This is a genomic window from Marinobacter sp. (assembly GCF_041595835.1).
Taxonomy (GTDB): Bacteria; Pseudomonadota; Gammaproteobacteria; order Pseudomonadales; family Oleiphilaceae; genus Marinobacter.
In genome coordinates this window covers 75,768-102,529 of the sequence record NZ_JBFHJO010000004.1, presented here as the reverse complement: position 1 = coordinate 102,529, position 26,762 = coordinate 75,768, and the positions used below count along the sequence as shown (strand labels likewise).

Annotated in this window: 27 protein-coding genes; 8 read left to right on the top strand and 19 right to left on the bottom strand. The window is 53.9% G+C overall.

Going from position 1 to position 26,762, the window contains the following annotated elements; all coding sequences use genetic code 11:
* Positions 1 to 47: 47 nt before the first annotated feature.
* The 10 genes from ABYA77_RS03165 to ABYA77_RS03120 all read right to left on the bottom strand — a co-directional run bounded on the left by ABYA77_RS03165 (position 48) and on the right by ABYA77_RS03120 (position 9,246).
* Entirely contained in the window at positions 48 to 725 is a 678-nt protein-coding gene (locus ABYA77_RS03165; RefSeq protein WP_372964493.1) for a hemolysin III family protein, read from the bottom strand.
* Between the two features lie 121 nt (positions 726 to 846).
* Positions 847 to 1,560, bottom strand: coding sequence for a Crp/Fnr family transcriptional regulator (locus ABYA77_RS03160; protein WP_372964492.1), 714 nt, complete (start codon positions 1,558 to 1,560; stop codon positions 847 to 849).
* Positions 1,561 to 1,754: 194 nt separating this feature from the next.
* Positions 1,755 to 3,239: a cytochrome D1 domain-containing protein gene (locus ABYA77_RS03155; RefSeq protein ID WP_372964534.1), complete on the bottom strand. Its 1,485-nt coding sequence runs from the start codon at positions 3,237 to 3,239 to the stop codon at positions 1,755 to 1,757.
* A gap of 67 nt (positions 3,240 to 3,306) precedes the next feature.
* Positions 3,307 to 4,170, bottom strand: coding sequence for a uroporphyrinogen-III C-methyltransferase (gene cobA / locus ABYA77_RS03150; protein ID WP_372964491.1), 864 nt, complete (start codon positions 4,168 to 4,170; stop codon positions 3,307 to 3,309).
* Between the two features lie 11 nt (positions 4,171 to 4,181).
* The gene (gene nirJ / locus ABYA77_RS03145) at positions 4,182 to 5,381 is read right to left on the bottom strand and encodes a heme d1 biosynthesis radical SAM protein NirJ (RefSeq protein WP_372964490.1); all 1,200 of its coding nucleotides are present in this window, start codon (positions 5,379 to 5,381) and stop codon (positions 4,182 to 4,184) included.
* A gap of 120 nt (positions 5,382 to 5,501) precedes the next feature.
* Positions 5,502 to 6,026 (bottom strand): Lrp/AsnC family transcriptional regulator, encoded by a 525-nt coding sequence (locus ABYA77_RS03140; protein WP_372964489.1) that lies wholly within the window; start codon positions 6,024 to 6,026, stop codon positions 5,502 to 5,504.
* Positions 6,001 to 6,501: an Lrp/AsnC family transcriptional regulator gene (locus ABYA77_RS03135; RefSeq protein WP_372964488.1), complete on the bottom strand. Its 501-nt coding sequence runs from the start codon at positions 6,499 to 6,501 to the stop codon at positions 6,001 to 6,003. Before ABYA77_RS03135 ends, ABYA77_RS03140 begins: the two co-directional genes overlap by 26 nt.
* Positions 6,485 to 7,030, bottom strand: coding sequence for an AsnC family protein (locus ABYA77_RS03130; protein WP_372964487.1), 546 nt, complete (start codon positions 7,028 to 7,030; stop codon positions 6,485 to 6,487). The genes ABYA77_RS03135 and ABYA77_RS03130 overlap by 17 nt, the downstream gene beginning before the upstream one ends.
* On the bottom strand, positions 7,027 to 7,491 hold the full coding sequence (locus ABYA77_RS03125) for an AsnC family transcriptional regulator (RefSeq protein WP_372964486.1): 465 nt from the start codon (positions 7,489 to 7,491) through the stop codon (positions 7,027 to 7,029). Before ABYA77_RS03125 ends, ABYA77_RS03130 begins: the two co-directional genes overlap by 4 nt.
* Before the next feature lie 30 nt (positions 7,492 to 7,521).
* A complete protein-coding gene (locus tag ABYA77_RS03120) occupies positions 7,522 to 9,246 on the bottom strand; it encodes a cytochrome D1 domain-containing protein (protein ID WP_372964485.1) in 1,725 nt (574 codons plus the stop codon).
* A 107-nt stretch (positions 9,247 to 9,353) separates the two neighbouring features.
* Here ABYA77_RS03120 and ABYA77_RS03115 point away from each other — a divergent pair, with 107 nt between their 5' ends.
* From ABYA77_RS03115 to ABYA77_RS03100, 4 genes are read left to right on the top strand one after another with little or no spacing between them, the layout of a single operon-like run.
* Positions 9,354 to 9,818, top strand: a complete 465-nt coding sequence (locus ABYA77_RS03115) for a cytochrome c (RefSeq protein WP_372964484.1) — start codon at positions 9,354 to 9,356, stop codon at positions 9,816 to 9,818.
* Between the two features lie 24 nt (positions 9,819 to 9,842).
* A complete protein-coding gene (locus ABYA77_RS03110) occupies positions 9,843 to 11,042 on the top strand; it encodes a cytochrome D1 domain-containing protein (protein WP_372964483.1) in 1,200 nt (399 codons plus the stop codon).
* 45 nt (positions 11,043 to 11,087) lie between these two features.
* Positions 11,088 to 11,870 (top strand): CbbQ/NirQ/NorQ/GpvN family protein, encoded by a 783-nt coding sequence (locus ABYA77_RS03105; RefSeq protein ID WP_372964482.1) that lies wholly within the window; start codon positions 11,088 to 11,090, stop codon positions 11,868 to 11,870.
* Positions 11,842 to 12,216 carry a hypothetical protein gene (locus ABYA77_RS03100; protein WP_372964481.1) on the top strand — a complete coding sequence of 125 codons (375 nt, stop codon included), beginning with the start codon at positions 11,842 to 11,844 and terminating at the stop codon, positions 12,214 to 12,216. The genes ABYA77_RS03105 and ABYA77_RS03100 overlap by 29 nt, the downstream gene beginning before the upstream one ends.
* Before the next feature lie 156 nt (positions 12,217 to 12,372).
* Here ABYA77_RS03100 and ABYA77_RS03095 read toward each other — a convergent pair whose 3' ends face one another.
* From ABYA77_RS03095 to ABYA77_RS03070, 6 genes are read right to left on the bottom strand one after another with little or no spacing between them, the layout of a single operon-like run.
* Complete coding sequence (locus ABYA77_RS03095) at positions 12,373 to 12,612, bottom strand: cytochrome C oxidase subunit IV family protein (protein ID WP_372964480.1); 240 nt, start codon at positions 12,610 to 12,612, stop codon at positions 12,373 to 12,375.
* Between the two features lie 12 nt (positions 12,613 to 12,624).
* On the bottom strand, positions 12,625 to 13,200 hold the full coding sequence (locus tag ABYA77_RS03090) for a cytochrome c oxidase subunit 3 (RefSeq protein WP_372964479.1): 576 nt from the start codon (positions 13,198 to 13,200) through the stop codon (positions 12,625 to 12,627).
* 14 nt (positions 13,201 to 13,214) lie between these two features.
* Positions 13,215 to 15,038: a nitric oxide reductase activation protein NorD gene (locus ABYA77_RS03085; protein WP_372964478.1), complete on the bottom strand. Its 1,824-nt coding sequence runs from the start codon at positions 15,036 to 15,038 to the stop codon at positions 13,215 to 13,217.
* A gap of 14 nt (positions 15,039 to 15,052) precedes the next feature.
* A complete protein-coding gene (locus tag ABYA77_RS03080; protein WP_372964477.1) occupies positions 15,053 to 16,003 on the bottom strand; it encodes a 4Fe-4S binding protein in 951 nt (316 codons plus the stop codon).
* A 60-nt stretch (positions 16,004 to 16,063) separates the two neighbouring features.
* Positions 16,064 to 17,479, bottom strand: a complete 1,416-nt coding sequence (locus tag ABYA77_RS03075; protein WP_372964476.1) for a cbb3-type cytochrome c oxidase subunit I — start codon at positions 17,477 to 17,479, stop codon at positions 16,064 to 16,066.
* 10 nt (positions 17,480 to 17,489) lie between these two features.
* A complete protein-coding gene (locus ABYA77_RS03070; protein ID WP_372964475.1) occupies positions 17,490 to 17,939 on the bottom strand; it encodes a cytochrome c in 450 nt (149 codons plus the stop codon).
* A 190-nt stretch (positions 17,940 to 18,129) separates the two neighbouring features.
* Here ABYA77_RS03070 and ABYA77_RS03065 point away from each other — a divergent pair, with 190 nt between their 5' ends.
* Entirely contained in the window at positions 18,130 to 19,047 is a 918-nt protein-coding gene (locus tag ABYA77_RS03065) for an AEC family transporter (RefSeq protein WP_372964474.1), read from the top strand.
* Here ABYA77_RS03065 and ABYA77_RS03060 read toward each other — a convergent pair.
* Positions 19,044 to 19,697, bottom strand: a complete 654-nt coding sequence (locus tag ABYA77_RS03060) for a cation transporter (RefSeq protein WP_372964473.1) — start codon at positions 19,695 to 19,697, stop codon at positions 19,044 to 19,046. The two genes, ABYA77_RS03065 and ABYA77_RS03060, sit on opposite strands and share 4 nt — an antisense overlap.
* Positions 19,698 to 19,782: 85 nt before the next feature.
* Positions 19,783 to 20,247 carry a Cd(II)/Pb(II)-responsive transcriptional regulator gene (gene cadR / locus ABYA77_RS03055; protein WP_372964472.1) on the bottom strand — a complete coding sequence of 155 codons (465 nt, stop codon included), beginning with the start codon at positions 20,245 to 20,247 and terminating at the stop codon, positions 19,783 to 19,785.
* Between the two features lie 114 nt (positions 20,248 to 20,361).
* On the opposite strand from cadR, the gene ABYA77_RS03050 reads away from it, so the two are divergent.
* The 3 genes from ABYA77_RS03050 (at position 20,362) to hemN (ending at position 23,968) form a co-directional block, all read left to right on the top strand.
* A complete protein-coding gene (locus ABYA77_RS03050) occupies positions 20,362 to 21,963 on the top strand; it encodes a BCCT family transporter (RefSeq protein ID WP_372964471.1) in 1,602 nt (533 codons plus the stop codon).
* On the top strand, positions 21,953 to 22,438 hold the full coding sequence (locus ABYA77_RS03045; RefSeq protein ID WP_372964470.1) for a universal stress protein: 486 nt from the start codon (positions 21,953 to 21,955) through the stop codon (positions 22,436 to 22,438). The genes ABYA77_RS03050 and ABYA77_RS03045 overlap by 11 nt, the downstream gene beginning before the upstream one ends.
* Positions 22,439 to 22,558: 120 nt before the next feature.
* Positions 22,559 to 23,968 carry an oxygen-independent coproporphyrinogen III oxidase gene (hemN, locus tag ABYA77_RS03040; RefSeq protein ID WP_372964469.1) on the top strand — a complete coding sequence of 470 codons (1,410 nt, stop codon included), beginning with the start codon at positions 22,559 to 22,561 and terminating at the stop codon, positions 23,966 to 23,968.
* 9 nt (positions 23,969 to 23,977) lie between these two features.
* Here hemN and ABYA77_RS03035 read toward each other — a convergent pair whose 3' ends face one another.
* A complete protein-coding gene (locus ABYA77_RS03035) occupies positions 23,978 to 26,731 on the bottom strand; it encodes an EAL domain-containing protein (protein WP_372964468.1) in 2,754 nt (917 codons plus the stop codon).
* Between the last annotated feature and the right edge of the window lie 31 nt (positions 26,732 to 26,762).

The following is a 26,762-nucleotide window of genomic DNA, read 5'->3' as shown; positions in this document are numbered from 1 at the left end:
GGTTCAGGGGCGCGCACCCTGACATGAGTCCGGGCGATAACTGCAGTTTATACCGAGTGGGGCAGTACACCAACATAGATAGCACCGAAGTGGCAGGCGCTGCCAGCGATGACAAACAGGTGCCAGATGGCGTGCATATAGGGTATGCGGTCTGCCAGATAAAACGCGACACCTGCAGTGTACACAATGCCTCCGGCAATGGTCAGGTAGAGCGCGGTGTCACTCAAGCTGGCGGCTAAGTCAGGCGACACAATGGTAATCAGCCAGCCCATGGCTACGTAAATGGCTACCCGAACCAGTTTAAAGCGGTTTTTGAACATAACCTTCAGCACGACGCCGGTTAAGGCCAGCGACCAGATAACGGCAAACAGTATCCAGCCGGTTGTGCCCCTCATATTAACCAGTAGAAATGGAGTGTAGGTGCCGGCGATCAGCAGGAAGATGGCGCAGTGATCTAGGGTTTTGAAAACGGATTTAAGTTGAGGGCTGCGGGCACCATGATAAAGCGCAGAAGCCATATACAGCAGAATCAATGACAGACCAAATACGCTGAAGCTGACAATTTTCCAGACGTCACCCATCTGGCTGGCACCGGCAATCAGTGCGGTTGTGCCTATCACGCTGAGAATGGCTCCCAGGCCGTGCGTAGCGCTGTTGATCCATTCTTCTATACGGTTGTGAGCCGTTGCCCTTATCTCTTCCGGGTGATTTGTGGCAGATGTCATTCGTGATTGCCTGTATTAGCTGAAAGTCTAAAGCGTTCAGCGTACAGCTGTGCATAAAAATTTACTATGAACATCTCGTGATATTGTTCAAAAAAACGGCATGAGCCACAGCCAGCCAGATTCAGAGTCGCTTTGAGCGTTTGGCGTTGGCGGTTTTAAGGCGAGAGAAAGTGGCGGGTACTACGCCAAGCCAGGCAGCTAATTGGTTGTCTGGCACTCGCCTGACCAGTTCCGGGTACTCGTCTAGCAAGAGTTCAAAGCGTTCTTTAGCGGGCATAGTGTGTTTGCGGAATTCTTGCATACTGGTGAGTTCTGCCAATTCTTCAGTGAGTACCAGAGCAAATTTGTGCCAGAGTCCCTCGCCGTGGCTTTGAATGGCAGAACGAAAGACGGAGAAATCTGCTACCCAAACCGTGGTTGGCAAGACGCTGGTCAAGCACAGGGTGTTACGAACGGTTCTGGCCCGGCCAAAAACGGGCCAGATAAGGTCGCCTTCGGTGAAAAAGTGGTGAATGGCAACCTTGCCGAGTGACGATTCTCTGAATAAACGTACTATCCCGTACTGGATAAGATAAACATTCGCCCAAGGGCGATCGTGTTTTTCCAGTGGGGTTTCTGCATCTATGCGGCGCTGGTGAAACAGGCGGGCGATATCGCTGAGAAATAGTGCTTCGGGTGTATTTTGTTTTTCATTTAAACAAATACCGAAGGCTCGGCTAAGGCCGTTCAATAACGCGACTTCGACGGGCGCCACCTCGTGTTGAATAATCTCCGGATTACCTTCGCCCAACAGGCAGGGTGCGGATGCTGGTGGGGCCGTGAAACTGCTGTTCATAATCTAACCCTTGCTGCGTTAGCATAGGTCAATTATTTTACCACTAAACGAATATTTCAAATGAATTAAATGATTAAAGCTATTTCATTCAACCGATAAATGGGGTGATGAGGGGTGTCAGAGGTAGGGAGCCGTGGTGACAACAAGGGGCCAATGCTCCCGGTCTGTAGTTGGGAGCATTAGCCGAAAAGGCGTCAGTGACTGGTACCTTCTTCGTAATTAATCTTGTTCCAGACGTTGTACTTCCCAGAAGGCTTGTTCATTGGAATCCGTTTCTCTTCCTCCAGCGTATCGCCGTTATAAACAATGATGGCACCGTCGTTATCCCAAATGCTCAGCAGAAGCTTTTTCCCATAGCGGTCGAATTCCACATGGGCAGCAACTTTGCCAGGCTCTGGTTGTAGGGTCTTGACGATTTCCAGCGTTTGTTTATCGATGATGTGTACCTTGTCGGCGTTTGGGCCGAAGAATACATCTGCCCACGCATAGCGGGAGTTTTCATGGCTGCGCATGAAGAAACCGGGGCCTTCGGTTTTCAGGGTTTTGACCACCTCCCAGGTGTCCATGTCGATGACAGAAATGGCGCCGGTACGGAAGTGCGGGGTGGCCATTACGCGGCGCCCCTTGTACTCCCAGGTGATGCCAGAACCCAGGTGCGGCATGCCGGGCAGCGGAAGCTCAGCGGTGGTCTGGCCGGTGTCCAGGTTGATCACTACGCCGTGTTTACCATCCCGTGCTGCGCCGATCAGATGCTGGTACCCGGGATCAAAGAAGAAGTCATCCAGCAGGGTCTCGGTGGTCATGCGGCGTAATTTGGCTTTGTTGTCTTCCACGGTGACTTCCCAGGCTTCGGGGATGTCTTTCAGGGCGGCGATGAAGCTACCTCTGGGGGGGGCTGTGTAAACAGCACTGACTCGGGAGCTTTCGCCTTTGTCGTTCTCTACTGGAATGAAGTCCAGCAGTTCCAGATTGTCGGCATCGAACAGTACCAGAGTGTGGGGGAGGTAGTTGGCGGCCAGCACGTAGTTGCCATCGGCGGAGACGGCGATGTTACGCATGTTGATGCCTGCTCGAACTTCTGCCACAACTTTCAGGTTGTAAATGTCGTACTTGGTAATCCAGCCATCCCGGGAACCAAAATAAACATAGCGGCCATCCGGGCTGTATTTGGGCCCACCGTGCAGAGCGAAGCGGCTGGGAAAACGGTGGATAGGTTCCATTTTGTCACCGTCCAGCAGTGTGACGTGGTGGTCGCCAATTTCCACCACCAGGAACAGGTTCATCATGTCGGCTTCAAAAACCGGTTCATCCGGCAGCGTGCCGGCTGCGTGGACCACGTCCTGGCTGTTTCGGATTTCGGTTTCACCCCATTTGAGTTTATGACTGGGGGATTGATAGATGTATTGGGTCAGGTCAGCGATCTGCTGCTTGTTGAGAATGTTTTTATAGCCGGTCATCTGAGTCGCAGGACGGCCTTCGCGAATGACCTTTTCTGCTTCCGTTTGCTTCAGGCGCCCCAGGTTTTCCGGCAGTAAGGCCGGCCCCATTCCGCCTAAACGGTCGGTGCCATGACAGGCTGCGCACTGTTGTATGTAGAGCGCGTTTATGTCGTTTTTGTCAGCATCTGCGGCGTGCAGAGGGCTTGCAATGAAACTGCCTGCGAGCAGCAGAGTTTTAATCAGGTTTGCTCGGGCTTGGTAGTGGTTCACCAGCAACTGCTCCCGGTTGGTCTAAATGGTTTCGGTTTCAGGCTGGCCTGCGGCCTGCCGTCGCCGCAGCGGGCCCTGCCAGAGCACTGTTCCATCCGGCCTGAGCCGGCCGGGCAAGTTTTTCTGCCAGTTGCACTACTTCACCCACAATAATGAGGGTTGGCGGCTGGAAGTCTTCTCGATCGATGGTCTCCACCAGATCGTTCAGGGTGGTGACAGTCATGTGCTGAAGCGGTGTAGTGCCTCGCTCTACCAAAGCAACCGGGCAACGACCATCAAGACCATGAGCTGTCAGTTGGTGAACAATGGTGGGGGCATTGTGCAGGCCCATGTAGAACACGCGTGTTTGCCCTGGCGCTGCCAGTACCTGCCAGTTCAGTTCCAGTTCCTGATCCGCTTTACGGTGGCCGGTGACAAACGTAACACTTTGCGCATAATCCCGGTGAGTCAGCGGGATGCCGCAGTAAGAAGAGCAGCCTGCGGCTGAAGTGATTCCGGGTACAACCTGGAAGTCGACGTTGTTATCAACCAGGAATTCAGCTTCTTCGCCGCCCCGGCCAAAAATGTATGGGTCTCCACCTTTCAGGCGCACGACTCTGCGCTGCTGAATTGCAAGTTTGACCAGCAATTCATTGGTTTCTTCCTGCGGGACATAGTGGCAGCCGCTGGCTTTGCCTACGTGAATACGCTCGGCTCTGGGGTTGACCAGTTCCATTATTTGAGGGGACACCAATCGATCATAAACAATGGCGTCGGCTTGCTGAATCAGCATCAGAGCCCGGAGAGTGAGCAAACCCGGATCACCAGGTCCAGCACCGACAATGGCAACTTCGCCGGGCCGTAAGGGTTGTTCCGCCAGTTGGAACTCCACCAGGCACTTTTTGCGCGGAATTGTGGTCATGGTGTACTTCCTTACAGGTTATTGACCGGGATTTCGATAGCGGCAGCCGCAACGCGCCGAGGCATGGTCTCAATGACGCCAATTTCCTCATTGGTCAGGTAGCAGCCGGGGTCTTCTTCCCAGAAATCGCGAGAGATGTTGTAAGCCCGAACCCGGGTATTGCCGTTACAGATTTTCAGAAACTTGCACTCTGCACAGCGCCCTTTCACCGGGCGTGGATACTGTCGGAAACCCTGCATTAGTGGGTCCTGGGTTTCAGACCAGATCTTGGAAAATGGTGTTTCCCGTACATTGCCGAGGTTGTAATCCCACCAGAAGGTATCCGGATGAACGACACCAAGATTATCGATGTTGGAAATGTTCACGCCAGAGGAGTTGCCTCCCCAGTTGGTCAGGCGCTGGGTGAGGGCTTCGACCTGATCAGGGTAATGCTCTTTGGCCCATTCGATCAGGAAGGGGCCGTCGGCATCGTTGTTGCCGGTGACGTATTCCCGTTCAATGCCGCGCTGGAGCTCGTTGTGGCAGTGGTTGAACAGCAACGTCATAGCTTCGCGGGTCATGTCGTACCAGGCATCACGCTTGCGGTTACGACCGCCACGGCCGGAATAGTTCAGATGGGAGAGGTAGAACTTGTCAATGTCATGCTTGTCGAGCATCTCCAGCATCGCGGGTAGTTCCGGATAGTTATCCTGAGTGAGCGTAAAGCGAAGGCCAACTTTGATACCCGCTTGTTTACATAGGGCAACGGCGTGCATGGATTCCCGGAAAGCACCCTTCTTCTGGCGGAATTCATCGTGGGTTTTTTCCAGTCCGTCGATGCTGATGCCTACATAGTCGTAGCCCACGTCTTTGATCTTGCCGATGTTCTCTTCGGTGATCAGGGTTCCGTTGGTGGACAGGCCTACGTAAAAGCCCATTTTCTTGGCTCGGTGGGAAATTTCAAAAATGTCCGGGCGCATCAGAGGTTCGCCACCAGAGAGGATCAGAACCGGCACGCCATAGGCCTTGAGGTCGTCCATCACTGTGTAGACTTCCTGTGTACTCAGTTCGCCTTTGAAGTCGATGTCGGCAGAGATAGAGTAACAATGCTTGCAGGTCAGGTTGCAGCGGCGGATCAGATTCCAGATAACAACAGGGCCGCTGGGCTTAGGCACTGCGCGCACCGGAGTCGGGTTCATCAGGCTTTTGATGTAGCGGGTCATACGGAACATAAAATTCTCTCTCTCATCAGGAGTGGCGTTGCGGGCCCTCCGGGCTGGCCGTTAGAGGCTCTCTATACTGTTCACTATCCCCTCTGGTACGTGCGGTATCTATACCTTTGATGGAGTACTTCAGGGGGTAGGTTTCTGTTTTCTTAGCCGTAATCCGGTTTTTTTCAGAATGGCTGAGCTGTAGAGAATGGTGTTGTTGGCACAGGTATCGCCCAGTAAGGCCTGTATCTGTTGCGCCTTGTACTCCACTTCTGACCGGCTGGTGCCATGTACCATGGCAAACAGGTTGAAACTCCAGTAGGGCAAATGCCTTGGGCGGCGATAGCAATGGCTGACGAAAGGCAGATCGCCCACCCGCTGGCCCATCTCGTCGATGGCGTCATCTTTCACATCCCAAACCGTCATGCCGTTGTAGCGGTACCCCAGCTTGTAGTGGTCGGGTACGGCGGCTACGCGACGGATAACGCCGGTATCCTGCATGTGCCGGAAGCGTGAAAGCACCTCTTCCGCTGGCATGTTGAGCTGGCGGCCGAGCTCACCCCAAGGGTCGGAAACCAGTGGCAGGCCTTCCTGAGTGGCCATGATCAGGTCTCTGTCTTGTTGTGTGAGTTTTGTCTGCTCAGACTTCAAAGTGGAGGTTGACATGGAATTCCTGCTCCTTGGGCATGTTGTAGACCGGATGGCCCGTGAGCGCTTCTATTCGGTGGATGGTGTCAGCAATGTCTTCCGGGGTTTCTGTGGCCAGTACAAACCACATGTTCAGGTCGTGCTCTCGTCGATAGTTGTGGGCCACTTCGGGAAAGCTGTTCACTTGTTCGGTGACTCGTTCAAACTCCTCTGCGGGGATGCGCATGGCGGCCAAGGTCAGGCCACCACCCATTTCGCCGGCATGAAACATCGGGCCGAAACGGGTCAGGGTGCCATTGGCCAGCAGAGATTTCAGGGTGTCCAGAAGCGTCTGTTCTGTTATGCCCAGTTCGTCAGCCGCGTCTTTGTATGGTGTGGCTGTTAGTGGCAGGCCATATTGCAAGCGGTTGATGATGGCTCTTTCGATGTCGGTGAACACGGGCTTGTCGGCAGATGATTGTCGGCAGTTTGCAGGTTCAGCTATTGCTGACATAGCGCCCTCCACGTTGCAGGTAAGCTTTATTGCTGAACAGCACGGAGTGAGGGATGCCACCCAGATTGTGGTCGGCAATCATTTGGTCGAGCTGGTTAAGTACGCGTTCACGGTTGACGCCATGGATCATGCAGAAAAGATTGTACGGCCAGTCGGGCAGTCTCCTCGGGCGTTGGTAGCAAAGGGTAACGAAGGATACTGCGGCCAGAGTTCTGCCTAGCTGGCTGACCTGGATGTCCGGCACGTCCCAAACCACCATGGCATTAGCGTTGTAGCCCAGAGTACGATGTTTCACGATCAGGCCTGAGCGTTTGATCAGCCCCTGATGTTGCCAGTGCTGTATCGCACCCATGACCTGTTGCTCAGTCAGACCGGTACGTTCGGCCAGCTCAAGGTAGGGACGGGGGGTGAGAGGGAGGCCTCCTTCAAGATGCTGGCGGAGTCGTAAAAGTCCCCAGGCGCTGAAGGCTTCCGTATCAAACAGAAAGTTGCTGGTTTGTGGAGTTGTCTGTGCTGCTTGGTTGTTCATGGCAGGGCTTCCCAGTCGATGTCGAAGCCCAGGTCGATGTGGTAACCCTCAACCATGGGAAGTCTGAGTATGGGCAGATTTAAACGCTGCTCGAGTTCGTCCAGCCGCTCAGTCAGAGCGTGCTCATCTGGGGCCGTCATCACGAACCAGAGGTTAAACTGGTGCTCCCGCGCGTAATTATGATTTACACCGGGAGCCTCGTTAATCCGGGCGGCTACCGAATCTATGTGTTCGGGTGGGGCTGCCACGGCAGCCAGCAGGCTTGCGCCTGCCCGGCTGTGTTCAAACACCGGGCCAACCCGGCTGAGTACCTGATGCTCCTGGAGCGCAGTTAACCGGCTGATCACTTCATCCTCGGAAATGCCCAGGTTGTTGGCCATTTCCAGGTAAGGACGTTCACATACTGGCAAGTCGCGCTGGTAGTGATTGATCAGCTGTTTATCTACGGTGTCCAGTCTCATCAGGCTGTCTCCTCCGGGTCAGGGGCCGGATCAGTACACGTCGTGCTGAGTGTTGTAGGTGTTGAACTTACCGGTCGGGGTGACCATGAAGTCGCCTTTGATCACCTTCTTCAGCTTACGTGTCTTGTCGTCGACCACAACAATGGCGGAGTTCTTGTCCTGAGTGTTCCAGACAGAGAACCAGACTTCGTCGCCCGCTTTGTTGTATTCCGGCTGAACCACACGCTTGGGACCTTCGCCCAGTTCGGCCCACTCAGCGATTGGCAGCACTTCGTAACCTGCGTCGAAATTATTGATATCGAACACAGCCACGCTTTGGCTTACGGCTTCAGCCGGGTTCAGGGCGGTGTCTACCCACAGGTTGGTGGACTTCGGATGGGTTTTCACAAACAGTGAGCCACCACCTTGACCGTTAACGGTGCGCACGACTTTCCATGCTTTGTCAGGATGGCCCTCAGGGTCGGTACCGATCATCTGGATAGTTTGGTCGCCCAGGTGAGAGGTTGCCCAGACAGGGCCATGCTCTGGGTCAATAAAGTTGGCGCCACGACCCGGGTGCGGGATTTTGCCAACTTCAACCAGGGCTTCCAGGTTTCGGTCTTTGGCGTCAACAACCGCAATCTTGTTGGAGTTGTTGGCTGCAGACATGAAGTAACGCATGCTGCCATCCCAGCCACCATCGTGCAGGAACTCTGCGGCATCAATGGATGCGATATTCATGTTGCTCAGATCTTCGTAGTTAGCCAGCAGAATTTTACCGGTTTCTTTTACGTTGATGATGAATTCGGGATGCTCGTGGGAAGATACGATAGCGGCAACACGAGGCTCAGGATGATATTCCTGATTGCTCACGGTCATGCCCCGGGTGCTTACGATCTTCAGCGGCTCCAAAGTATCTCCGTCCATGATCACAAACTGTGGTGGCCAGTAGGTACCGGCAATGGCGTACTTGTCTTCCCAGCCTTTAAACTTGGAGGTTTCAACAGAACGCGCTTCCATTCCCACTTTGATCTTGGCGACTGTTTGTGGTTCTTCCATCCACAGGTCGATCATGTTGATCAGAGCGTCTCGGCCGATAACCATTACGTAACGGCCTGAAGCAGACATCCGGGAGATGTGCACCGCGTAGCCAGTTTCGATAATTTTCACGACTTCTTTGGAATCGCCATCAATCAGGGCAATCTTGCCAGCGTCACGCAGGGTGACACTGAAGATGTTTTCCAGATCCAGATCGTTCATCTGTTTGGTCGGGCGGTCTTCCGGCGCAACGATCACCTCCCAGGTGTTCTTCATGTCAGTCAGACCGAACTCGGGAGGCTGTGGCGGCTCGTGCATAACGTACTTGGCCATCAATTCCACGGTTGCTTCATCGAAGTCGCCGGATGTCAGCCAGTTTGGCATGCCGCCGGGGGAGCCGTAGCTGATAAAGGCTTTCAGGTAATCGATACCACGTTGTTGAGTAATATCCGGGGTCAGCGGCTTGCCGGTGGCACCTTTACGCAGTACACCGTGACAACCGGCGCAGCGCTGGAAATAAATCTCTTTGGCTTGTTCGAACTCGGCGTCGGTCAGATCGGGTGCGCCCGGACTGCGGACAATTTTGGCCGATGCTGCGTCGACGGCACTTGCAGTACCTTCGTAAGCCATGGAGGAACCATCAGCATGCTGTTGCTGGGCGTGGGCAGTCATTACGCCCAGAGACGTAAAGGCCACTGCCAGGGCCAGGGGTTTCATAATCATTTTAGTCACTCTCATGAGGTGCTCTCCTTGGGATTCAAGAGTACTGCTAGGGTTCTCTTCTTAAGGCCTATAGGCATTGATTAATGTCACAAATTGCGCGTAATACAAGAGAGTACCTCCCCATGGGTATACCCAAAGATCTCTGGCTACCCATGGTGAATTTAAGCAATATCAAGGTTCTGGTTTCTCAGGCGTTTCAGCATGCCGGTACAGGTTCGGGAGAGTTGGAAATGAATCGCTTTTGTTTTAACGCGCTCAGGTATTGGTGGTTACTGGCAGTGCTGGTGATGTCGCCGGGGAGTGCATTCTCGGGTGAGGCAAAAACGGAAGCAGAGCTGAAAAACTTTGTCGTGCAGGATTGTGGTTCTTGCCACGGGTTGACATTCAAGGGCGGTCTGGGGCCACCCCTTCGGCCGTCGGATATAGAGTTGCTCTCCGAAGCCGCGATTGAGGCTGTTATTCGTGAAGGTGTTCCGGGTACGGCTATGCCTCCGTGGAAGGCTTTGCTGACCAATGAGGAAATGGCCTGGATCAGCAGGCAACTGAAGTCTGGTGCATTGCTGGATGATGCTGGAAATTCTCCCTGATTTTTTGATGACCAAGGATTTACCATGAAAAAGCTGACTTCCCTGTTTGTTGCGATGATCGCTGCGGCCCTGTTGTCCGGTTGTCAGGCGTTACTGTCACAAGGGCCGGAGCTACGGGGTACCGGTGATCTTGGGCTGATTATCGAACGGGCCACTGGTTCTGTACTGGTGATTGATCATTCCGGGCGCGAAGTCCTGGGTCGGGTGGAAGGCCTTGGTGACTTGTCCCATGCCTCTGTGGTTTATTCCCGGGATGCCCGTTATGGCTACGTGTTCGGACGAGATGGTGGCCTGACCAAGGTGGACTTACTGACCCGGAGTATTGTGAACCGGGTGATTCAGTCTGGTAATAGCATTGGCGGAGCTATCTCTCAGGACGGCCGTTATGTCGCAGTGTCTAACTATGAGCCCGGTGGCGTGAACGTATTCGACAGTGACACTCTTGAACCTGTACTGACGTTGCCGGCAACTTATGTGAATGATATCGGTGAGCCTGACCAGTCAAAAACCGTTGGCCTTGTGGATGCTCCTGGTAACCAGTTTGTGTTCAGCCTGTTTGATGCCGGCGAAATCTGGACGGTGGACATGATAACTACTCCGCCTGAAGTGGCGCGTTTTGATGCTGGCAAAGAGCCATATGATGCACTGATTACTCCGGATGGCCGCTACTACATTGCGGGCCTGTTTGGTGAAGATGGCCTTTCAATGATGGACCTGTGGCATCCGGGAAAGGGCGTCAGGACGATTCTTCCAGACTACGGTAAAGGCGAACAACGTCTGCCGGTATATAAAATGCCGCACCTGGAAGGCTGGGCGATTGCTGATGGCTACGCCTTTGTACCTGCCGTTGGCCGTCATGAAGTATTGGTCGCGAATATGGACGATTGGACCATGGAGCAGCGGATTCCGGTTCAGGGGCAGCCTGTTTTTGTTATGGCGAGCCCGGACAATCGCCAGATATGGGTCAGCTTTGCCCATCCAAAGAATAATGTTGTTCAGGTGATTGACTCCCAGACCCGTGAAATTATTCGAACTCTGGAGCCTGGTAAATCCGTGTTGCACATGGAATTTACGCCTCGCGGAGAGGAGGTTTGGGTGTCGTCTCGGGACAGCAACAGGATTACCGTATACAGCACTCGTACTCTGGAAGAGGTTGCTACGCTGTCAGCCCAGAAGCCTTCCGGCATATTCTTTACCAGCCGGGCCCATGAGTTGGGGCTTTAACCGATCACTTGCACCTGAATCCAGTCAACAGAAGGAAGCAAATCAATGACGTTTTACCAGCCAGCAGGCAACGAAGTAGAGCTGTTCCGTGCTGCGTCCGATAACGGTCTTCCCGTTCTGATCAAAGGCCCGACAGGATGCGGTAAAACCCGTTTTGTGCGGTACATGGCTGAACAGCTGGGGCGCCCGGTTTATACCGTTGCCTGCCATGATGATCTTACGGCTTCCGACCTTGTAGGGCGCCACCTGATCGGCCCGGAAGGCACGTACTGGCAAGACGGACCTCTGACCCGGGCCGTCAGAGAGGGCGCAATCTGCTATCTTGATGAGGTGGTAGAAGCCCGAAAAGATACCACCGTTGTATTGCACCCATTGGCGGACGACCGCCGTGAGTTGCCGGTCGAACGCACGGGCGAACTGCTGAAGGCCGCCCCCGGTTTTATGTTGGTGGTGTCTTATAACCCGGGTTATCAGAGCTTGCTGAAAGGCATGAAACCCAGCACCCGGCAGCGGTTTGTTTCCATGAGCTTTGACTATCCGGAGCCTGAAGTGGAGCAAGTGATTGTTCAGAAAGAATCCGGTTGCGATGAATCCTTGGCTAGGCAACTAGTCGACCTGGCTACATCCTTGCGGAAACTCAAGGATCACGATTTAGAAGAAGCTGCATCAACGCGGTTGCTGATTCATGCGGCCTACCTGATGCAATCGGGTATGTCGCCTGTCGAGGCCTGCAGAGCCGGAATGATCGAGCCGCTGTCCGATGATGCGGTGACTATTGATGCGTTAATGGAGGTGGTGTATGCCTTATTCGGGCAGCCGGAAGCGTGAGGCCCCGGGGCCGATAACCCCGGTTATCTGGTATCTGCTCAATTTACTGGCATTACCTGTTATCGGTTTTGTGGTACTTCTCACCCTTGCCATGAAATCTGGCGATGCCAGTCCGTTAAGGCGAGCCCATAGCAAGGCCGCGGTTTATATGTCCATTCTCGGAGCTCTTTTGATTGGTTCGGGCGTGGGAATTTCGTGGTTTATGTTCGGCAATACCGGTAACTTCTGGACGTTCGCGATTGTGTGGGCCATCGTTCTGCACACATCGTTCGTGCTGTGGGGCATGATCGCCCTTGCTCAGGCTATTGGCAATAAACCGCCGTATTTCCCTCGGCGGCTATTGTGATTTTGCTGATCCCAACTTAAAGGCCCAGAGGGCGGGAGTGGGGTAGTCGATCCAAAAATGTGCGCAGCCATGGATGGCGGAGCAGAAGCGTCACAAGGACGTGCCGAAGGAGCGGTTTTTGGATCGACTACCCCGCTCCTGCCTAACTCCAAAAGATCAACTCGCTAGATGAATCCCAGCCAGCACCGCAACCATAACAATAGCCCACCCCTGAGAAGCCAGCCTCCAGCCCCAAGGAGAATGCTTCATCTCCATAAAGTGATCCACCAACAGCACCGCCTTCACCAACACTAAACCAAACACCATCCAAACCAAAATCCCGGGATCAACACCCGCCTGCATAGCCACAACCGGCCCCATAGTGCAAAGCATTAACGTGATATAAACCGCTAACATCAACCTGCCTCCTTAAGCCAGAACGTAGAGCATCGGGAACAACACCAGCCACACCAGATCAACCATATGCCAGTACGAGGCTCCGGATTCCATGCCGTTCATGTCTTTTCCGGTGTATTCGCCTTTCTTCACTTTCACTGCCAACACGGCGAGAACAACCTGACCGAGTACCACGTGCATAAAGTGGAAGAACGTTAGAAAGAAATAGAACATGAAGAACGTGTCGGTACCGAGGTTGTAGCCTTCGGAATATAACTGAGCGTATTCCCAGATCTTACCGAAGGTGTAGATGGACGAGGCTGCTATGGCACCCCACAAAAGCCCGGAGGTGCCTGCCCTGTAATCACGAAGGCGGTGTACTGCCAGCGCGACCAGATAGCTGGCGGTAATCAAGCCGATGGTGTTAATCAGACCGGTCCAGGGGTGAAGTGCTGCGCGCCCGGCAGTGAAGGTAGCTGGGTCCATGCTTCGGGCAACGCCGAAACCGATGAACATTATGCCGAACACGGCCAGTTCCGCGAAAATAAAGAACCAGACGGCGATATCGCCCGGTAAGTGCCGCATACGTCCGGTCAGAACATCTGCCATGGTTATATACTCCGTTAACGTGTCAGATTCAGATAAAGCTTGGGTAGCTGGGCAGGTAGTTGCGTGGGGTCTTTGATTACCACGAAGCTGGAACTGCCGAAGACATACGGCAGGTATTCATTGGCTTCTTCGTCGATGGTCACGCAAAACGGCGTCAGGCCGGCTTTGTGAGCTTCCAGTACGGCCATGCGGGTGTCTTCCACCCCGTACCTGCCTTCATACAGGTCCAGATCATTGGGCTTGCCATCGGTCAGCAACAGCAGGATTTTCTGGTGCTCGGGCCGGCCTTGGAGCAGCTTGATTGACTGCCGGATGGCGGCTCCCATGCGGGTGTAGTAGCCCGGCTCCAGCGCCTGGATACGACCTCTGGTCGTGTCGTTGTATGGTTCGTCGAAAGCCTTGATGTGATGAAAGCGTATATGGTCCCGGCGCCGGGATGAAAAGGCAAAGATGGCAAAGGGGTCCCGGCTGGCAGTCAGAGCTTCGCTCAGAAGTTGCAGGCCATCTCTGGCAACGTCGATGACCCGCAGGTTGTTGTTGATATAGGTGTCGGTAGACAGCGAAATGTCGGTTAACACCAGGCAGGCCAGATCTCGTTGGTTCTTCTTGCATTGGCGGAATAGCTTCTGATCCACCTCGCCAATACCTCGACGGTACTGAACCGTGCGTTCCAGGCAGGCATCAAGATCCAGCTCTTCGCCCTCCAGCTGCCGGCGCTCCCATTGTCGTAATGGCTTGAGGGCACTGAATTGTCGGCGCAGGGTATGGGCCGAGCGTTGTAAGTGTTCTGGCAGCGGTGATGGTATGGCTTCTTTGCTGAGCATAGGCTGCAGGCAACAGAACTTTTCCCGAAAAGCCTGGCGTCGCCAGTCCCATTCCGGGAGATGAATGCCCGGGCCAAGATACAGGTCGTCGTTTTCCTCTGAGGGTAAATCCAGGTCAAATTTGATCGCAGACGAAGCTTCACGGCGATCTTTGGACACAGAGATCATATCCATATCTTCAGCCACGGCATCGGCGTCATCTTCGTCGCTGTCGTCACCAGCCCTGTCGACAGGGATAAATTCCGACCAGGTAAACAGGTTTTCCAGCCGGAACAGCATGATTCCCTGATCTTTGTCGAAGGCATCCACTCTCTCAGCGCGGCGGCGTTTGCGCTTTTTGGCCAGACCGCCAGATTTGGACTGAGTGTTGTCGTCGCCCAGAATTTCCCCGGCTACTTTGCCCCGGCCCAGAACAGGGTAGAGCCAAAGCACCACGGGCCAGGGGTCGGTGAGTGCTTCGGGAAGGTCATCAACACTCCCCGGGTGAATCAGGGCCTGGCGAATGGCGGCTTCACGCTTGCCTTCCTTGCCGGGCAGGCTTTCAGGTGTCGGGCGCCACTGCAGGGTATGTTTGACCAATCGCTGGTACATGGGCTCAAGACCGGGCCAGCGGGCCAGTAGCTTTTGCACCATAGCCTGATTGCCTTTGAGCCAACTGTAGTTGCTGATTTCGCCCAGAGACGCCAGAGCCGCGAGCCAAAGATAAAGCTCACGGTTTAATTTTTTTGATGGGAAAAGGGCCAGCTGGTCCGGTAATCGAAGGCTTTCGTCATCACGCCATGCCAGTTCGAACTTGCGGTGTGTGCCCGCGAGTTTTTGCAGGAATTTGCGGCGAATCTGAAAGTGCCTGGGTTCGGCTGTTACCAGGCTCAAGGCCGGGTCACCGCCCATGGCTCGAAACAGCACGCCCAGAGTGCGGGCTTCGTCCTTCAGGTGTACGGCGTATTCCGGGAATTCGCCCATGGCCTGGCGGGTGACGTAGTCGTGCCACTTTAATCCGACCCACTCTTCCATATCGACTCCTTAATTCAGGTGCGGTGTTGGCGGGATTTGGCCTTAACCTGTCGCACCGGGATCAATACCGTTTGTTTTCCGGGTATTCCGGGCTCCCAGGTTAAGAGGGAGCCTTCCGGGTTGTCTTTTTGCACTTCTCGACAAGCGCTGATGCACTGCAGGCATTGAGTGCAGGAGAATTTGGCTCGTTTGTGGCTGCGGGTGGGCAGCCGCATGGGGCAGGCTTCGTCACAGGCTTTGGTGCAGTCACGGCATGCAGCTGCGCGACGGGTATCGAATGTCACTACACGGCCTTTGCCATTGGCCATCCAGGCAATACTCTGAACCAGCCCAACGGCGCAGCCATACTTGCAGAACAAGTGCCGGGCGAATAGAAAATCAAGCGTGAAGGCGGCGGTGGCCACGGTAAGAAAAATCGCGGGGTACAGGCTGATCTGGCCTCTGATCAGGTCGGTATACAGAGGAATGGGGGGTAACAGATAAGACAGCAGTGCCAGTGCCCATGAAAAACCGATAAGTACACAAATCAGTGCCAGGCCTGCCCAGTGAATGGCTCTGCCAGTGTTGCCTTTATTCAGGGCTTCCCACAGGGTAGGACGGCCGGTGACTCTGGTCATCAGGCTGTTGATGGTTTCCACAACAGAAAAATGCGGGCACAGCCAACCGCAGTACAGCCGGCCCCATTTAAATGCGATCCATAGGACTAAAGGCACCAGAACCATAATCGGCAGAATGAACCAGAAGAGAACCTGTCCGGCGACTTCGGTTGGTGTACTTTGGGCCACCCAGTCCAGGTGCAGATTGAAGGAAAGCGGGAACCCAAACAGTACAAAGTGGGTTTCAGTCAGGTCGTAACGGAAAATATTGAGTACAGGCGCAAGCAGAAAGAGCAGAAAAAAGGCGGCCCGGGTAATCAGACGCTTCTGCTGGAGTGTGTCTTTCGGGTTGACGGTCTGCGCATGCACGGAGGTTGTCCAGGGTTGAAGTAAGTGCCGGGGCCCAAAAGCCCCGGCGGTTATGTCTTATCAGGACTCGGCGTTAGCGGGACCACGGACTTCTTCGGCAGGGCCTGCCTGGCCCTTGATGAAGAAGCTGCCGAAGTACACCGCCAGGCCCGCCATGAAGAAGCAGCCAGCGACGAGCCGCATCCAGTAGAAGATGGCGATCTGATCCTGGCCAGCCATGAACGACATCGCACTACCGCTTTCCGGTATACGTTGCAGCCAAACCTGCAGTACGCCTGCACCGGTCAGGAACAGTGTGATGAACACCATGGAAATGGTCATCAGCCAGAAACCCCACATTTCTACAATTTGCGCAGTATTGCTGTTGCCGTAAGGACGGCCACGCATGATCGGCATAGCGTAGGAAATGATGGTCAGCACGATCATTACATAGGCTCCGTAGAACGCCATGTGTCCGTGAGCTGCTGTGATCTGGCTACCGTGGGTGTAGTAGTTCACCGGAGCCAGAGTATGCAGGAAACCCCACACGCCAGCACCCAGGAACGCCATTACGGTAGTGCCCATGGCCCACAGAGTGGCAGCCTTATTCGGGTGGTTTCGACGCCGACGGTTGATCATGTTGAAGGCGAATACCACCATCATGAAGAACGGCAGAGGCTCGATTGCAGAGAACACCGAACCCAGCCACAGCCAGTACTCAGGCGGCCCAATGAAGAAAAAGTGGTGACCGGTACCGATGATGCCGGAGATCAGCGCCATGGCGATGATCAGGTACAGCCATTTCTCGATCACTTCGCGGTCTACACCGGTGAGTTTAATCAGAACATAGGCCAGGATGGCCCCCATAATCAGTTCCCAGACGCCTTCAACCCACAGATGTACGACAAACCACCAGAAGTACTTGTCAGTCGTCAGGTTGCTGGGGTTGTAGAAGGAGAACAGCCACAGTACTGCCAGGCCAACAAGACCGGTGATCAGCACAATATTGACCACGGTCTTGCGGCCTTTCAGGGCTGTCATGGCAATGTTGTACAGGAACGCGACGACCACAACGGCTATGCCGATCTTGGTAATTGTGGGTTGTTCAAGGAACTCCCGCCCCATGGTGGGTAATAGTCTGTTCAGCGTGACGTCCGCCAGGGTCGCGTAGTCAACGAACAGGTAACCCAGAATGGTCAGGGTGCCTGCAGCAGCGAAGACCCAGAAAAGAATCCAGGCCAGCAAGGGGCTGTGAAGTTCAGTTTGAGACTCCTCAGGAACCATGTAGTAGGTTGCGCCCATAAAACCGAACAGCAGCCAGACAATCAGCAGATTGGTGTGAACCATCCGCGCAACGTTGAAAGGAATTTCCGGAAACAGGAAATCACCCACCACGTATTGGAGGCCCAGAATCAGGCCGAACAGAATCTGGCCGGCAAACAGGATCAGGGCAAAGATGAAGTAGGGCATTGCTACCCGTTGAGATTCGTATTTCATATCTGCTCCCTCAGCCTTCGATGTTGGGCGGCCAGTTGTTGTCGTCTATCTTAGACGTCCATTCCAGGAACGCAGATAGTGCCTCTATGTCTTCATCGCTAAGGTTGAAGTCTGGCATTTGACGACGGCCGGGAATGTTTGTTGGCATAGCGTTCATCCAGGCTTTCATATAGGCCTTGAAGACTTCTGTGTCACTCGCGCCTCGGCGGTTAAACACGTTGGCCAGTTCCGGAGCGAAGTAGGCTCCCTCACCCATCAGGGAGTGGCAACCTACACAGTTGTTGGTCTCCCAGATGTGTTTGCCATGAATCACCTGTTCGGTGATCTGGTCGCGGTTATCCCGTTCGGGCATAGCCCGAAGCTGTGTGTCAAAAGTCAGGGCCAGGAACAGCAGGATGAAGAATGCACTTCCTCCCAGATATATGTTCCTGGCCATGCTTTTGGTAAAGCGCTCGGCCATTGGTCTCTCTCCTTGGTTATTTCAAATACCTGACTGCGGCACTAGGATATAAAGATGTATTCATAATGCTATTGATCATTATCAAAGAAGCCCCGGGGTTTCTCTATTGCGCCGGGGAGTTACCTCTTGATAGGTAGGTGGTAGACTGCCTCGCCTGTAGTATTCGCCTGTATTGACCTACGGAGACACCATGGCCGCTGCGTTGGCTCTGTTTATAAAGCTTCTACCCCTTTATGTGACGGTCGTTCTTGGATGGCTCGCAGGGCGTTACCTGGAGGTTAGCGGAAAGCATATTGCGGGCATGATGTTGTACATCGTGACGCCGTCTGTGGTGTTTTCGGGGGTGATGTCGGCACCTCTGTCTACGGAGGTGATTCTCCTGCCATTTCTGGTATTGGGTTTTTGCTCCCTCATTGCCTTACTGCATATGCTCTTGGCGCGAAAGCTATTGTCCGATGGCAGTGAGGCGGTCATCCCTTTGACGGTGGGTACAGGGAATACCGGATATTTTGGTATTCCTGTGGCGTTGCTGCTGTTCGGAGAGCAGGGACTGGCGATCTACATTGTTTGTATGTTGGGCACCACTTTGTTTGAAAACTCGGTTGGTTTTTATCTGGCGGCGCGAGGGAAATACAGCGTTCGGGATGCGCTGATTCGGGTAGCCAGACTGCCCTCGGTGTACGCCTTCCTGCTGGCGGTGGTGCTGAACCTGTCTGATGTTGGCATTCCTGAGCCGTTCTTACCTCTGTTTGAAAACCTGCGAGGTGCATACAGCATTCTGGGCATGATGATTATCGGGATGAGTATTCTGAGTTTCAGGGGCCTCGCCGGAAACCCGGTGTTCACCGGGCTGGCATTTTTCGGAAAGTTTGTGTCCTGGCCCCTGTTGGCTCTGGGGGTCTGGTGGCTCGACGCCAACGTACTGGGGATCTATGATCTGGCGGTTCACCAGGCTATTTTCCTGATTTCGATCACCCCGATTGCAGCCAATACCGTGGTGATCGCCACCCTGCTGGATGCGTCACCCCGGCAGGCTGCGGGCACAACCTTACTGAGTACACTGTTTGCGCTTGGCTTCATTCCGGTAATGGTTTCGCTGGTTCTTTAGTGGCCGCGTGACATCGTGATTTCAGGTTTCAACGCGCAGGCGTGAGCCTCTGCAATGTCTTTACGGGCATGACGCACAATGCTGATACCTGCGGTAATGGCGAGCGTTCCCATAATGGCTGCAACGATCAGATCCGGCCAGGCCGTCCCAGTGCCAAATACCCCTAAGGCCGCCACCATAACGGCCATGTTGCTGATGGCATCGTTACGGCTACATAACCACACGGAGCGCATGTCGGAGTCCCCTTCGCGAAATCTGAACAGAGTCATGGCAACGCCGACATTGGCTACCAGCGCCAACAGCCCGACGGAGCCCATGGTCAGAGGTTCCGGGGTGATACCGGCCTCCAGTACCCAGACAGCCCGCGCCCATACCACCAAGCCAAAAATGGCCATGGTGATACCTTTGACCAGAGCAGCACGGCCGCGCCAGAGCATCCCCATGGATAGAACGGTGAGGGACAGAATATAGTTGGCACTGTCGCCAAAGAAGTCGATGGCATCAGCCATCAGCGACACAGAGCCAGATTGCAGACTGGCGATGCCCTCCACGAAAAACATGGCCAGGTTTACCCACAATGCTATCCAGAGTGCGCGACGAAAACCCGGAGCCGGGGATTGCGGCTCGGGGCCAGAGCAACTGCATGCCATAAACACCTCCAATACGAGTCTGTCTGTATTAGAAACCCTCTAGTTACTACAGGGTCAACACTCGATGAGAGGTTTTAGTGGTACCTCAGGTTTTACCTGGCCGGTGGGTGCCCGGAACGTGATTTTCCTGGCTGCTGTTCCTGGATTTCAGATCCTTTATTTCTGTGTTGAGTCCGTCAAGAATGCCGCACTCCTGTACCGTGCCGGCATCTGAACAGGCTTTTTGCAGTTGTTGCAGGTTCTCCTCGAGAACAGTCAGCTCTTTCAGGCGCTCACGCACGTGGTTCAGGTGGCGGGCCAGAAGGACATTTACTTCCTGACAATCAGCTTCCGGAGTTTCTGAAAGCCGGATCAGTTCGCGTATTTCATCCTGAGCCATATCAAGGCTGCGGCAGCGTTTGATGAACAAAAGGCGGTTCAGGTGCGAGTTACGATAAGTCCGGTAACCGTTGGTGCTACGATCCGGGGCAGTGAGTAAGCCGATTTTTTCGTAGTACCGAATGGTTTCCACGGGAATGTCCGTGATGTTTGCCAGTTCTCCGATTTTCACGTTCAGTTGCCTCTGTAGCTGCCCGGGTAATGTTCTGGTTCGTCTCACAACGGATCGGTGCATGTGGTAGCGTAAGGCCTTTCGGAGATTTTTTCACAAGAAACGGAGGTTCATGTGCTGGAGCGGCTGCAACGTCGGTTGGGATTGCAGACCATACCGGGAGTGTTTTTCACGTCGGCCGGGGTCGCAGCCTTGTTTGTTGCCCTGGCGGTTCCGTTTGATGAAGCTGTTGCAAACAGCTTTGGGCTGCTGACTGGCTGGGTAGCCAGCAACCTTGGGTGGTTCTATATACTTGCGGTCAGCGCCCTGCTGGTCTTCCTGCTTGGGCTGGCTGTGAGCCGCTATGGCAATATTCGTCTGGGGGCTGACGATAGCCGGCCCGATTATTCCAACCTTACCTGGTTTACTATGCTGTTCGCTGCAGGCATCGGCACCATTCTGATGTTCTGGGGGGTGGCGGAACCCATATCGCATTTTTCCAACCCGCCCTTTGACGGTGTTCAGGCTGGCTCTGAACAGGCCGCCAGCGATGCTATGACCATCGCGCTCTATCATTTTGGCCTGCACACCTGGACCATTTTTGCCTTACCGGGCCTGGCCATTGGTTACTTCGCCTATCGGCATAACTTGCCCATGCGCATCAGTAGCCTGTTCTATCCGATCCTTGGGGACCGCGTGTTCGGGCCCTGGGGCTGGGCGGTGGATGTTATTGCCGTGCTTGGTACTCTGTTCGGTGTGGCGACCTCCCTTGGACTGGGGACGCTGCAGCTGAACAGTGGTCTGAATTATCTGTTTGGCACGCCGTCCTCTGGTCTGGTTCAGGTGGTGTTGATTGCAATCATTACCAGCATCGCCGCGACATCGGTGGCCCTGGGGCTGGACAAGGGTGTGCGCCGGCTGTCTCAGCTCAATATCCTGTTAGCCATGGCTCTGCTTGTATTCGTACTCATTGCGGGCCCCACGGTGTTTATTGCTGAGGGGATGGTGCAGAGCGTGGGGGACTATCTCGATGCCTTGCCGTGGCTGGCATTCTGGACTGAAACCTACAAGGATACGGACTGGCAGCGCCAGTGGACCCTGTTCTATTGGGCGTGGACAATTTCCTGGGCACCATACGTGGGGATCTTCATCGCCCGGATTTCCCGGGGGCGAACCATTCGTGAATTTGTTGCCGGTGTTCTGTTTGCCCCTACGGCCTTCACTCTGGTGTGGTTCGGAGTCTTCGGCTTATCCGCTATTAATGTCGAGATGAGTGGTGAAATCGCGCTGGCGGAGCAGGTGCGACAGGATCCTTCGGTGGCTATTTTCGCCTTTCTGGAGGCTTTGCCTTTTTCCGGCGTGGCATCCGCGTTGAGTGTGGCCATTATCGTGGTTTTTTTTACCACTTCCTCTGATTCAGCCTCCCTGGTAATCGATATGCTGACCCGGCGGGACGATCAACCGTCTCTGGTACGTCAGCGTATCTTCTGGGCAGTAGCGCAAGGTGTTATAGCAGCTACCCTTCTGTTAGCGGGCGGGCTGGATGCTCTGCAGAACGTCATTACATCCCTGGGTCTGCCGTTTTGCATTCTGCTGATTTTCATGGCCGTGGCGCTGTTCAGGGCTTTAAGAGCCGACCGTCAGGGGTATACCGTTAATGAACTTGTTCAGGGGCGCGCCTTCCCACAGGTAGAAGCCGTTACCGTACAGAAGCCGGAGGGACAGAATGTTCAATAAAATATTGTTAGCCATAGATTGCGAAGACGATGGCGAAGGCAAACGGGCCCTGGAAGAGGGGGTCCGGTTGTTAAGCGACGGCGGTGAACTGCACCTGGCTACCGTCTACAATCCAGGTGATGCAGGATTCTTCCCTCATGTAACTGCAGAAGCTCCTGATGACCGGGAAAGTGAAGTGCGAGACCGGCTGAGCTTGCTGGTGCGTAAATATCTACCCATGCAGTATAGCGCCAGTCTGCATGTGGTGGCGGGAACGCCGGGTGAAAGATTGGTGGCATTAGCGGCCAATCTTGGTGCGGATCTGATTATTCTGGTCTCTAAAGGCTCGGGTAGCCACTGGCCGATGCGTCGGGCTACGGTTGAATATGTGGCTGTTAACGCATGTTGCGCTGTTCTGATCTTACCGGGGCTTGAACAGGTGACGGAAGACGAGGATAAAAATTTATCCCTAAGAGGTATTCAGGCTACACCATGAGCACAAGGGTGGCCGGGAGATTGAGGTGATACACTCTGATGATCCGTATCAATAGATGCGCGGGGCTGGTGGGGCATAATAACCACCTTCCAGTTTTTTCCTGACGTTAGAGTTTCAACTATGGCTTCAAATACCTCCGCAGAAAGTAACCTCCCCGCTTTTATCTGGGATGAGGCTCTTATTCGCCGCTATGACCTGAGTGGCCCACGGTACACGTCTTATCCGACAGCGGTGGAGTTTACTCCGGACTATTCCACTGAAGACATGGTGAAAGCCGCTGGCCGCAGCAAAGCTGCCGGTGGGCCGGTTTCTCTCTATACGCACCTGCCGTTCTGCGCGCACCTTTGTTATTACTGCGCCTGTAACAAGGTGATTACCAAAAAGCGTGACAAGGCTATGCCCTATGTGGAGAGGCTATTAAAGGAAGCGGCCATGCAGTCGAATCTGTTTGGTGCGGACCGGCCGGTAAAACAGTTGCACTGGGGTGGAGGCACTCCAACCTTCCTGCCGAAAGATGTGATGAAGCATCTGATGGATGGCTATGGTGATCTGTTCAACCTGCAGACTGGAGAAGACCGGGACTACAGTGTAGAGATCGATCCCCGGGAAGTGGACGAGGATACTCTGTCTACTCTCTGGGACCTCGGTTTTAACCGAATCAGTCTGGGCGTTCAGGACGTCAATCCAGAAGTGCAGAAAGCGGTAAACCGTATACAACCCCGCGAGATGACCGAAAGCGTGTTAAATGAGGCTCGTCACCTTGGCTTCCGCTCCATCAACCTGGATTTGATTTACGGCTTGCCGCACCAGACTCCGGAAAGCTTTGCGGAGACTTTGGAATCGGTTATCGAACTGTCTCCAGACAGGCTGTCGGTGTTTAGTTATGCACACCTTCCTGATCGCTTCTATCCGCAAACCCGGATTCTGGCTGAGACTTTACCGACGCCCCAGCAGAAGCTGACAATCCTGCACAATACCATCAATCGCCTGCTGGAAGCCGGTTACGAGTATATCGGCATGGATCATTTCGCCAAGCCGGATGACAGTTTGGCAGTAGCGCAGCGCGAGGGCCGCCTGCACCGGAACTTCCAGGGCTATACCACTCACGCTGATTGTGACCTGGTGTCGCTGGGCGTGTCGGCGATTGGTCAGACCGATGATGCCTACTTCCAGAACAACCATGACCTACCGTCCTGGGAAGCCTCGATTGATGCTGGCCAGCTGGCGATTATTCGTGGTGTGGGATTGAGTCAGGACGACCGCATCCGCCGCTGGGTGATTGGTCAGTTGATCTGCCAGTTTCGGCTTGATCGTAAGCAGTTTGCAGATCTGTGGAATGAAGACTTTGATCGTTATTTTGCTGACGAGCTGGGGCGCCTCAAGCCGATGATAAAAGATGAGCTGATCGCTGATTCGAACGCTGTTCTGCAGGTGCAGCCCGCCGGGCGGTTGTTGATTCGCGCTATTTGCCAGATCTTCGACTTGTATCGCAAAGAAGGCGCTAGTCAGCGGTTTTCCCGGATCATCTGACGTTGCCGGCTAATGGGGCCTTCCCGGGCCCCGTTGGCTGTTACGCCAGCTTTCCGGCGGCTGCCAGCTCGCCAACCATTCTCCAACCTGCTCTGCCGGCATGGGACGGCCAATACCAAAGCCCTGAGCGTTGACGCAGCCCAGGTTGATCAGCTCTCGCCCTTGCTCTTCTGTTTCCACGCCTTCAGCAATTACGCCGAAATCGAATGCACTCGCAAGCCCGATGATGCCCTTTACAATAGCTTTATCGCCGGAGTCATCAAGCATGTCTCGAACAAAGGACTGGTCAATTTTCAGGGTTTCAGCCGGGAGGCGTTTCAGATAATCCAGTGATGCGTAACCAGTTCCGAAATCATCCAGTGATGAACGAATACCCAGCGTTCTGCATTTACAAAGGATATCGCCAGCAAGTTGGATGTCGTTAATGGCTGCACTTTCGAGAATCTCGAAATCCAGATGTTGAGGGTTGAAGCCTGGGTGGCGCTGAATCTGTTTCTCCAGTTGGTCTGTGAAGCTGTTGGCCAGCAATTGGAGGGAGCTGATGTTGATGCTCACGGTGGTGTGGATGCCTTGCTCTTTCCAGCGCTCAATCTGAGAGATGGCAGACTCAATCACCCAGTTGCCAACACTGATTGAGATTGGGTGCTGCTCAATACTGGGCAGAAATTCTCCGGGTGGAATCAGCCCTCGTACGGGGTCTTGCCAGCGTAGCAACGCCTCAAAGCCCAGCACTTCACCTGTTACCATATTTACTTTGGGTTGGAAATACAGAACTAGTTCGTTCTTGGAGATGGCATTCTCAATTTGTTTCAGCAAAAGCGAAAGGGCGCTTTGGCTGCGGTTGTTTTCCGGATCAAACCAGGTCAGGCGGCCACGCCCGCTTAACTTGGCTTCATGCAACGCCTGTGTGGCGTGGCGGATGAGTGCATCCGCATCGCAATTGTCTTCTGGAAAGTGAGTGGCTCCGATACTGCTGCCAGTAGAAATGGCTTGTCCGGCGAGAACTATGGGTTTGGACAGTTCCTGCTGCAGCCGTTCAAAAATCGGTTTTACCTGTGCCAGGTCGTTAATCGATTCGAGCACCATGAGGAATTCATCGCCACCCGTGCGGGCGAGAGAATCGCCATCACGCAAGACACTGTGTAAGCGCTTTGAAATGAGTGCCAGCACTTGGTCGCCAACAGTATGGCCATGTTTGTCGTTTATTTTCTTGAAATTATCAATATCCAGCGCGGCTACTACGACACCTCGTCCTCTTTTCGATGATTGGCTCAGAGTGTGTTCCAGGCGGTCACGGAGCAGGGTCTGGTTAGGCAATCCTGTAAGGAGGTCGTGATAAGCCCTGAATTCAAGTTGCTCTTGATGCTCTAGGGCTCTGTCCGTGATGTCGGAGGCAACTGCAATATAGTACTTGGTTGTTCCTTTACGGTTTTTTACGGCGCTGATGGTGGACAGTTCCGCGTATAACTCGCCGTTTTTTCTCCGGTTCCAGATTTCACCCTGCCAGGAGCCCTTGGTTTTCAGTTGATGCCATAGCTTCTCGTAAAAAGCGGCATCTTGTTTGCCAGAGTGCAATATCCGAGAGTTCTGGCCCAGCGCTTCACGCCGGGAGTAGCCCGTGATATCGGTGAATGCCTGATTGACTTCGATAATCTGCGCTTTGCTGTTAGTAACGGTTACCCGGTCATGGGTATGCTCAAAAACAGCTTCGGTTAACTGGAGTCGTGTTCTGATGTGCCTGAAAATCATGTGTGCAAAGAGCAGGCTGCCGAGCAATACCAGCGGTGTAATAATGAGATAGCGTAAAAGCTGGGTGTTAGCCTTAGCTCGTAAGGTCGATGTGGCGTGGATAATGTCTCTTGCCAACTGGGCTTCAATGGCCCGTACGGAGTTGATCCTCTCCGACTGAAGCGCGACCCAGTTTTCCAGTGACATGCTTTGAAGTAATGGCTCTTTGTTTTTTGCCTGAATCAGTTGATTGCGAAAATTGGTGGCCTTGGACTCAACTGGGAGCGAGTGGAAGTCTGCGCTCAGATTGGTCTGGGTTTTGAGTATGATCTGGGCGCTGAGCTGGCGGCCAGAACTGAGCATGAGTTCATACTCCTGCACTTCTGTCAGCTGCTGTTTGATTAATGCGTTTGAAACGATGACCCGTTCACGCCCGATCAGTTCTTTCAGGCGGTTGAGGAGGAAGTAGATGCTCAGTTGCCGACCGATCTGGTTCAGATCTGTATGCTCAGCCAGGTGGCTGATCTGAGCATTAAAAGCATTGACATGTCGGGTGAAGTAAATCCGTGTCTGAGCCCCCGAAATATTCTGCGAGTCTATGCGCTGGCGAATGGCGGGCAGGTCGGCCAGGGCTTCTGCCCTGCGATTAAGGTTCCGGCCAAAATCAGATAGTTGTGCGGAGCTTGATAGTTGCGAGAGCTCTGTTTTCAGTGTGGCTAGCGTTTGGTCAGTGGTTTTTCTGGCCTCTTTAAGTTCTGGCTCATATAAAGTGCCATGACTTTCAAGATAAATACTGCTGAACCCCCGTTCGTCCTGAATCGCGCCGACCAGGAGCCCGGAATCAACTGCCAGATGGGTGTGTTTTTCCAGTTGCTCAAGATTCTGGGCTGTCTGGTAGAGCTCTAACCCATTGAGCACAGACATCCATACCACCGCAAGAACAGGTAGCGAGAAAGCCAGCAGGAAGCGGACACCCAGAGGAAGACTGTCAAATCTCTTGAGTGTTTTGTCGAAGTGTCGTTTTAATTGTTTCAAGCTTGGCACATCAGCATCGAGTTAGGTCGCT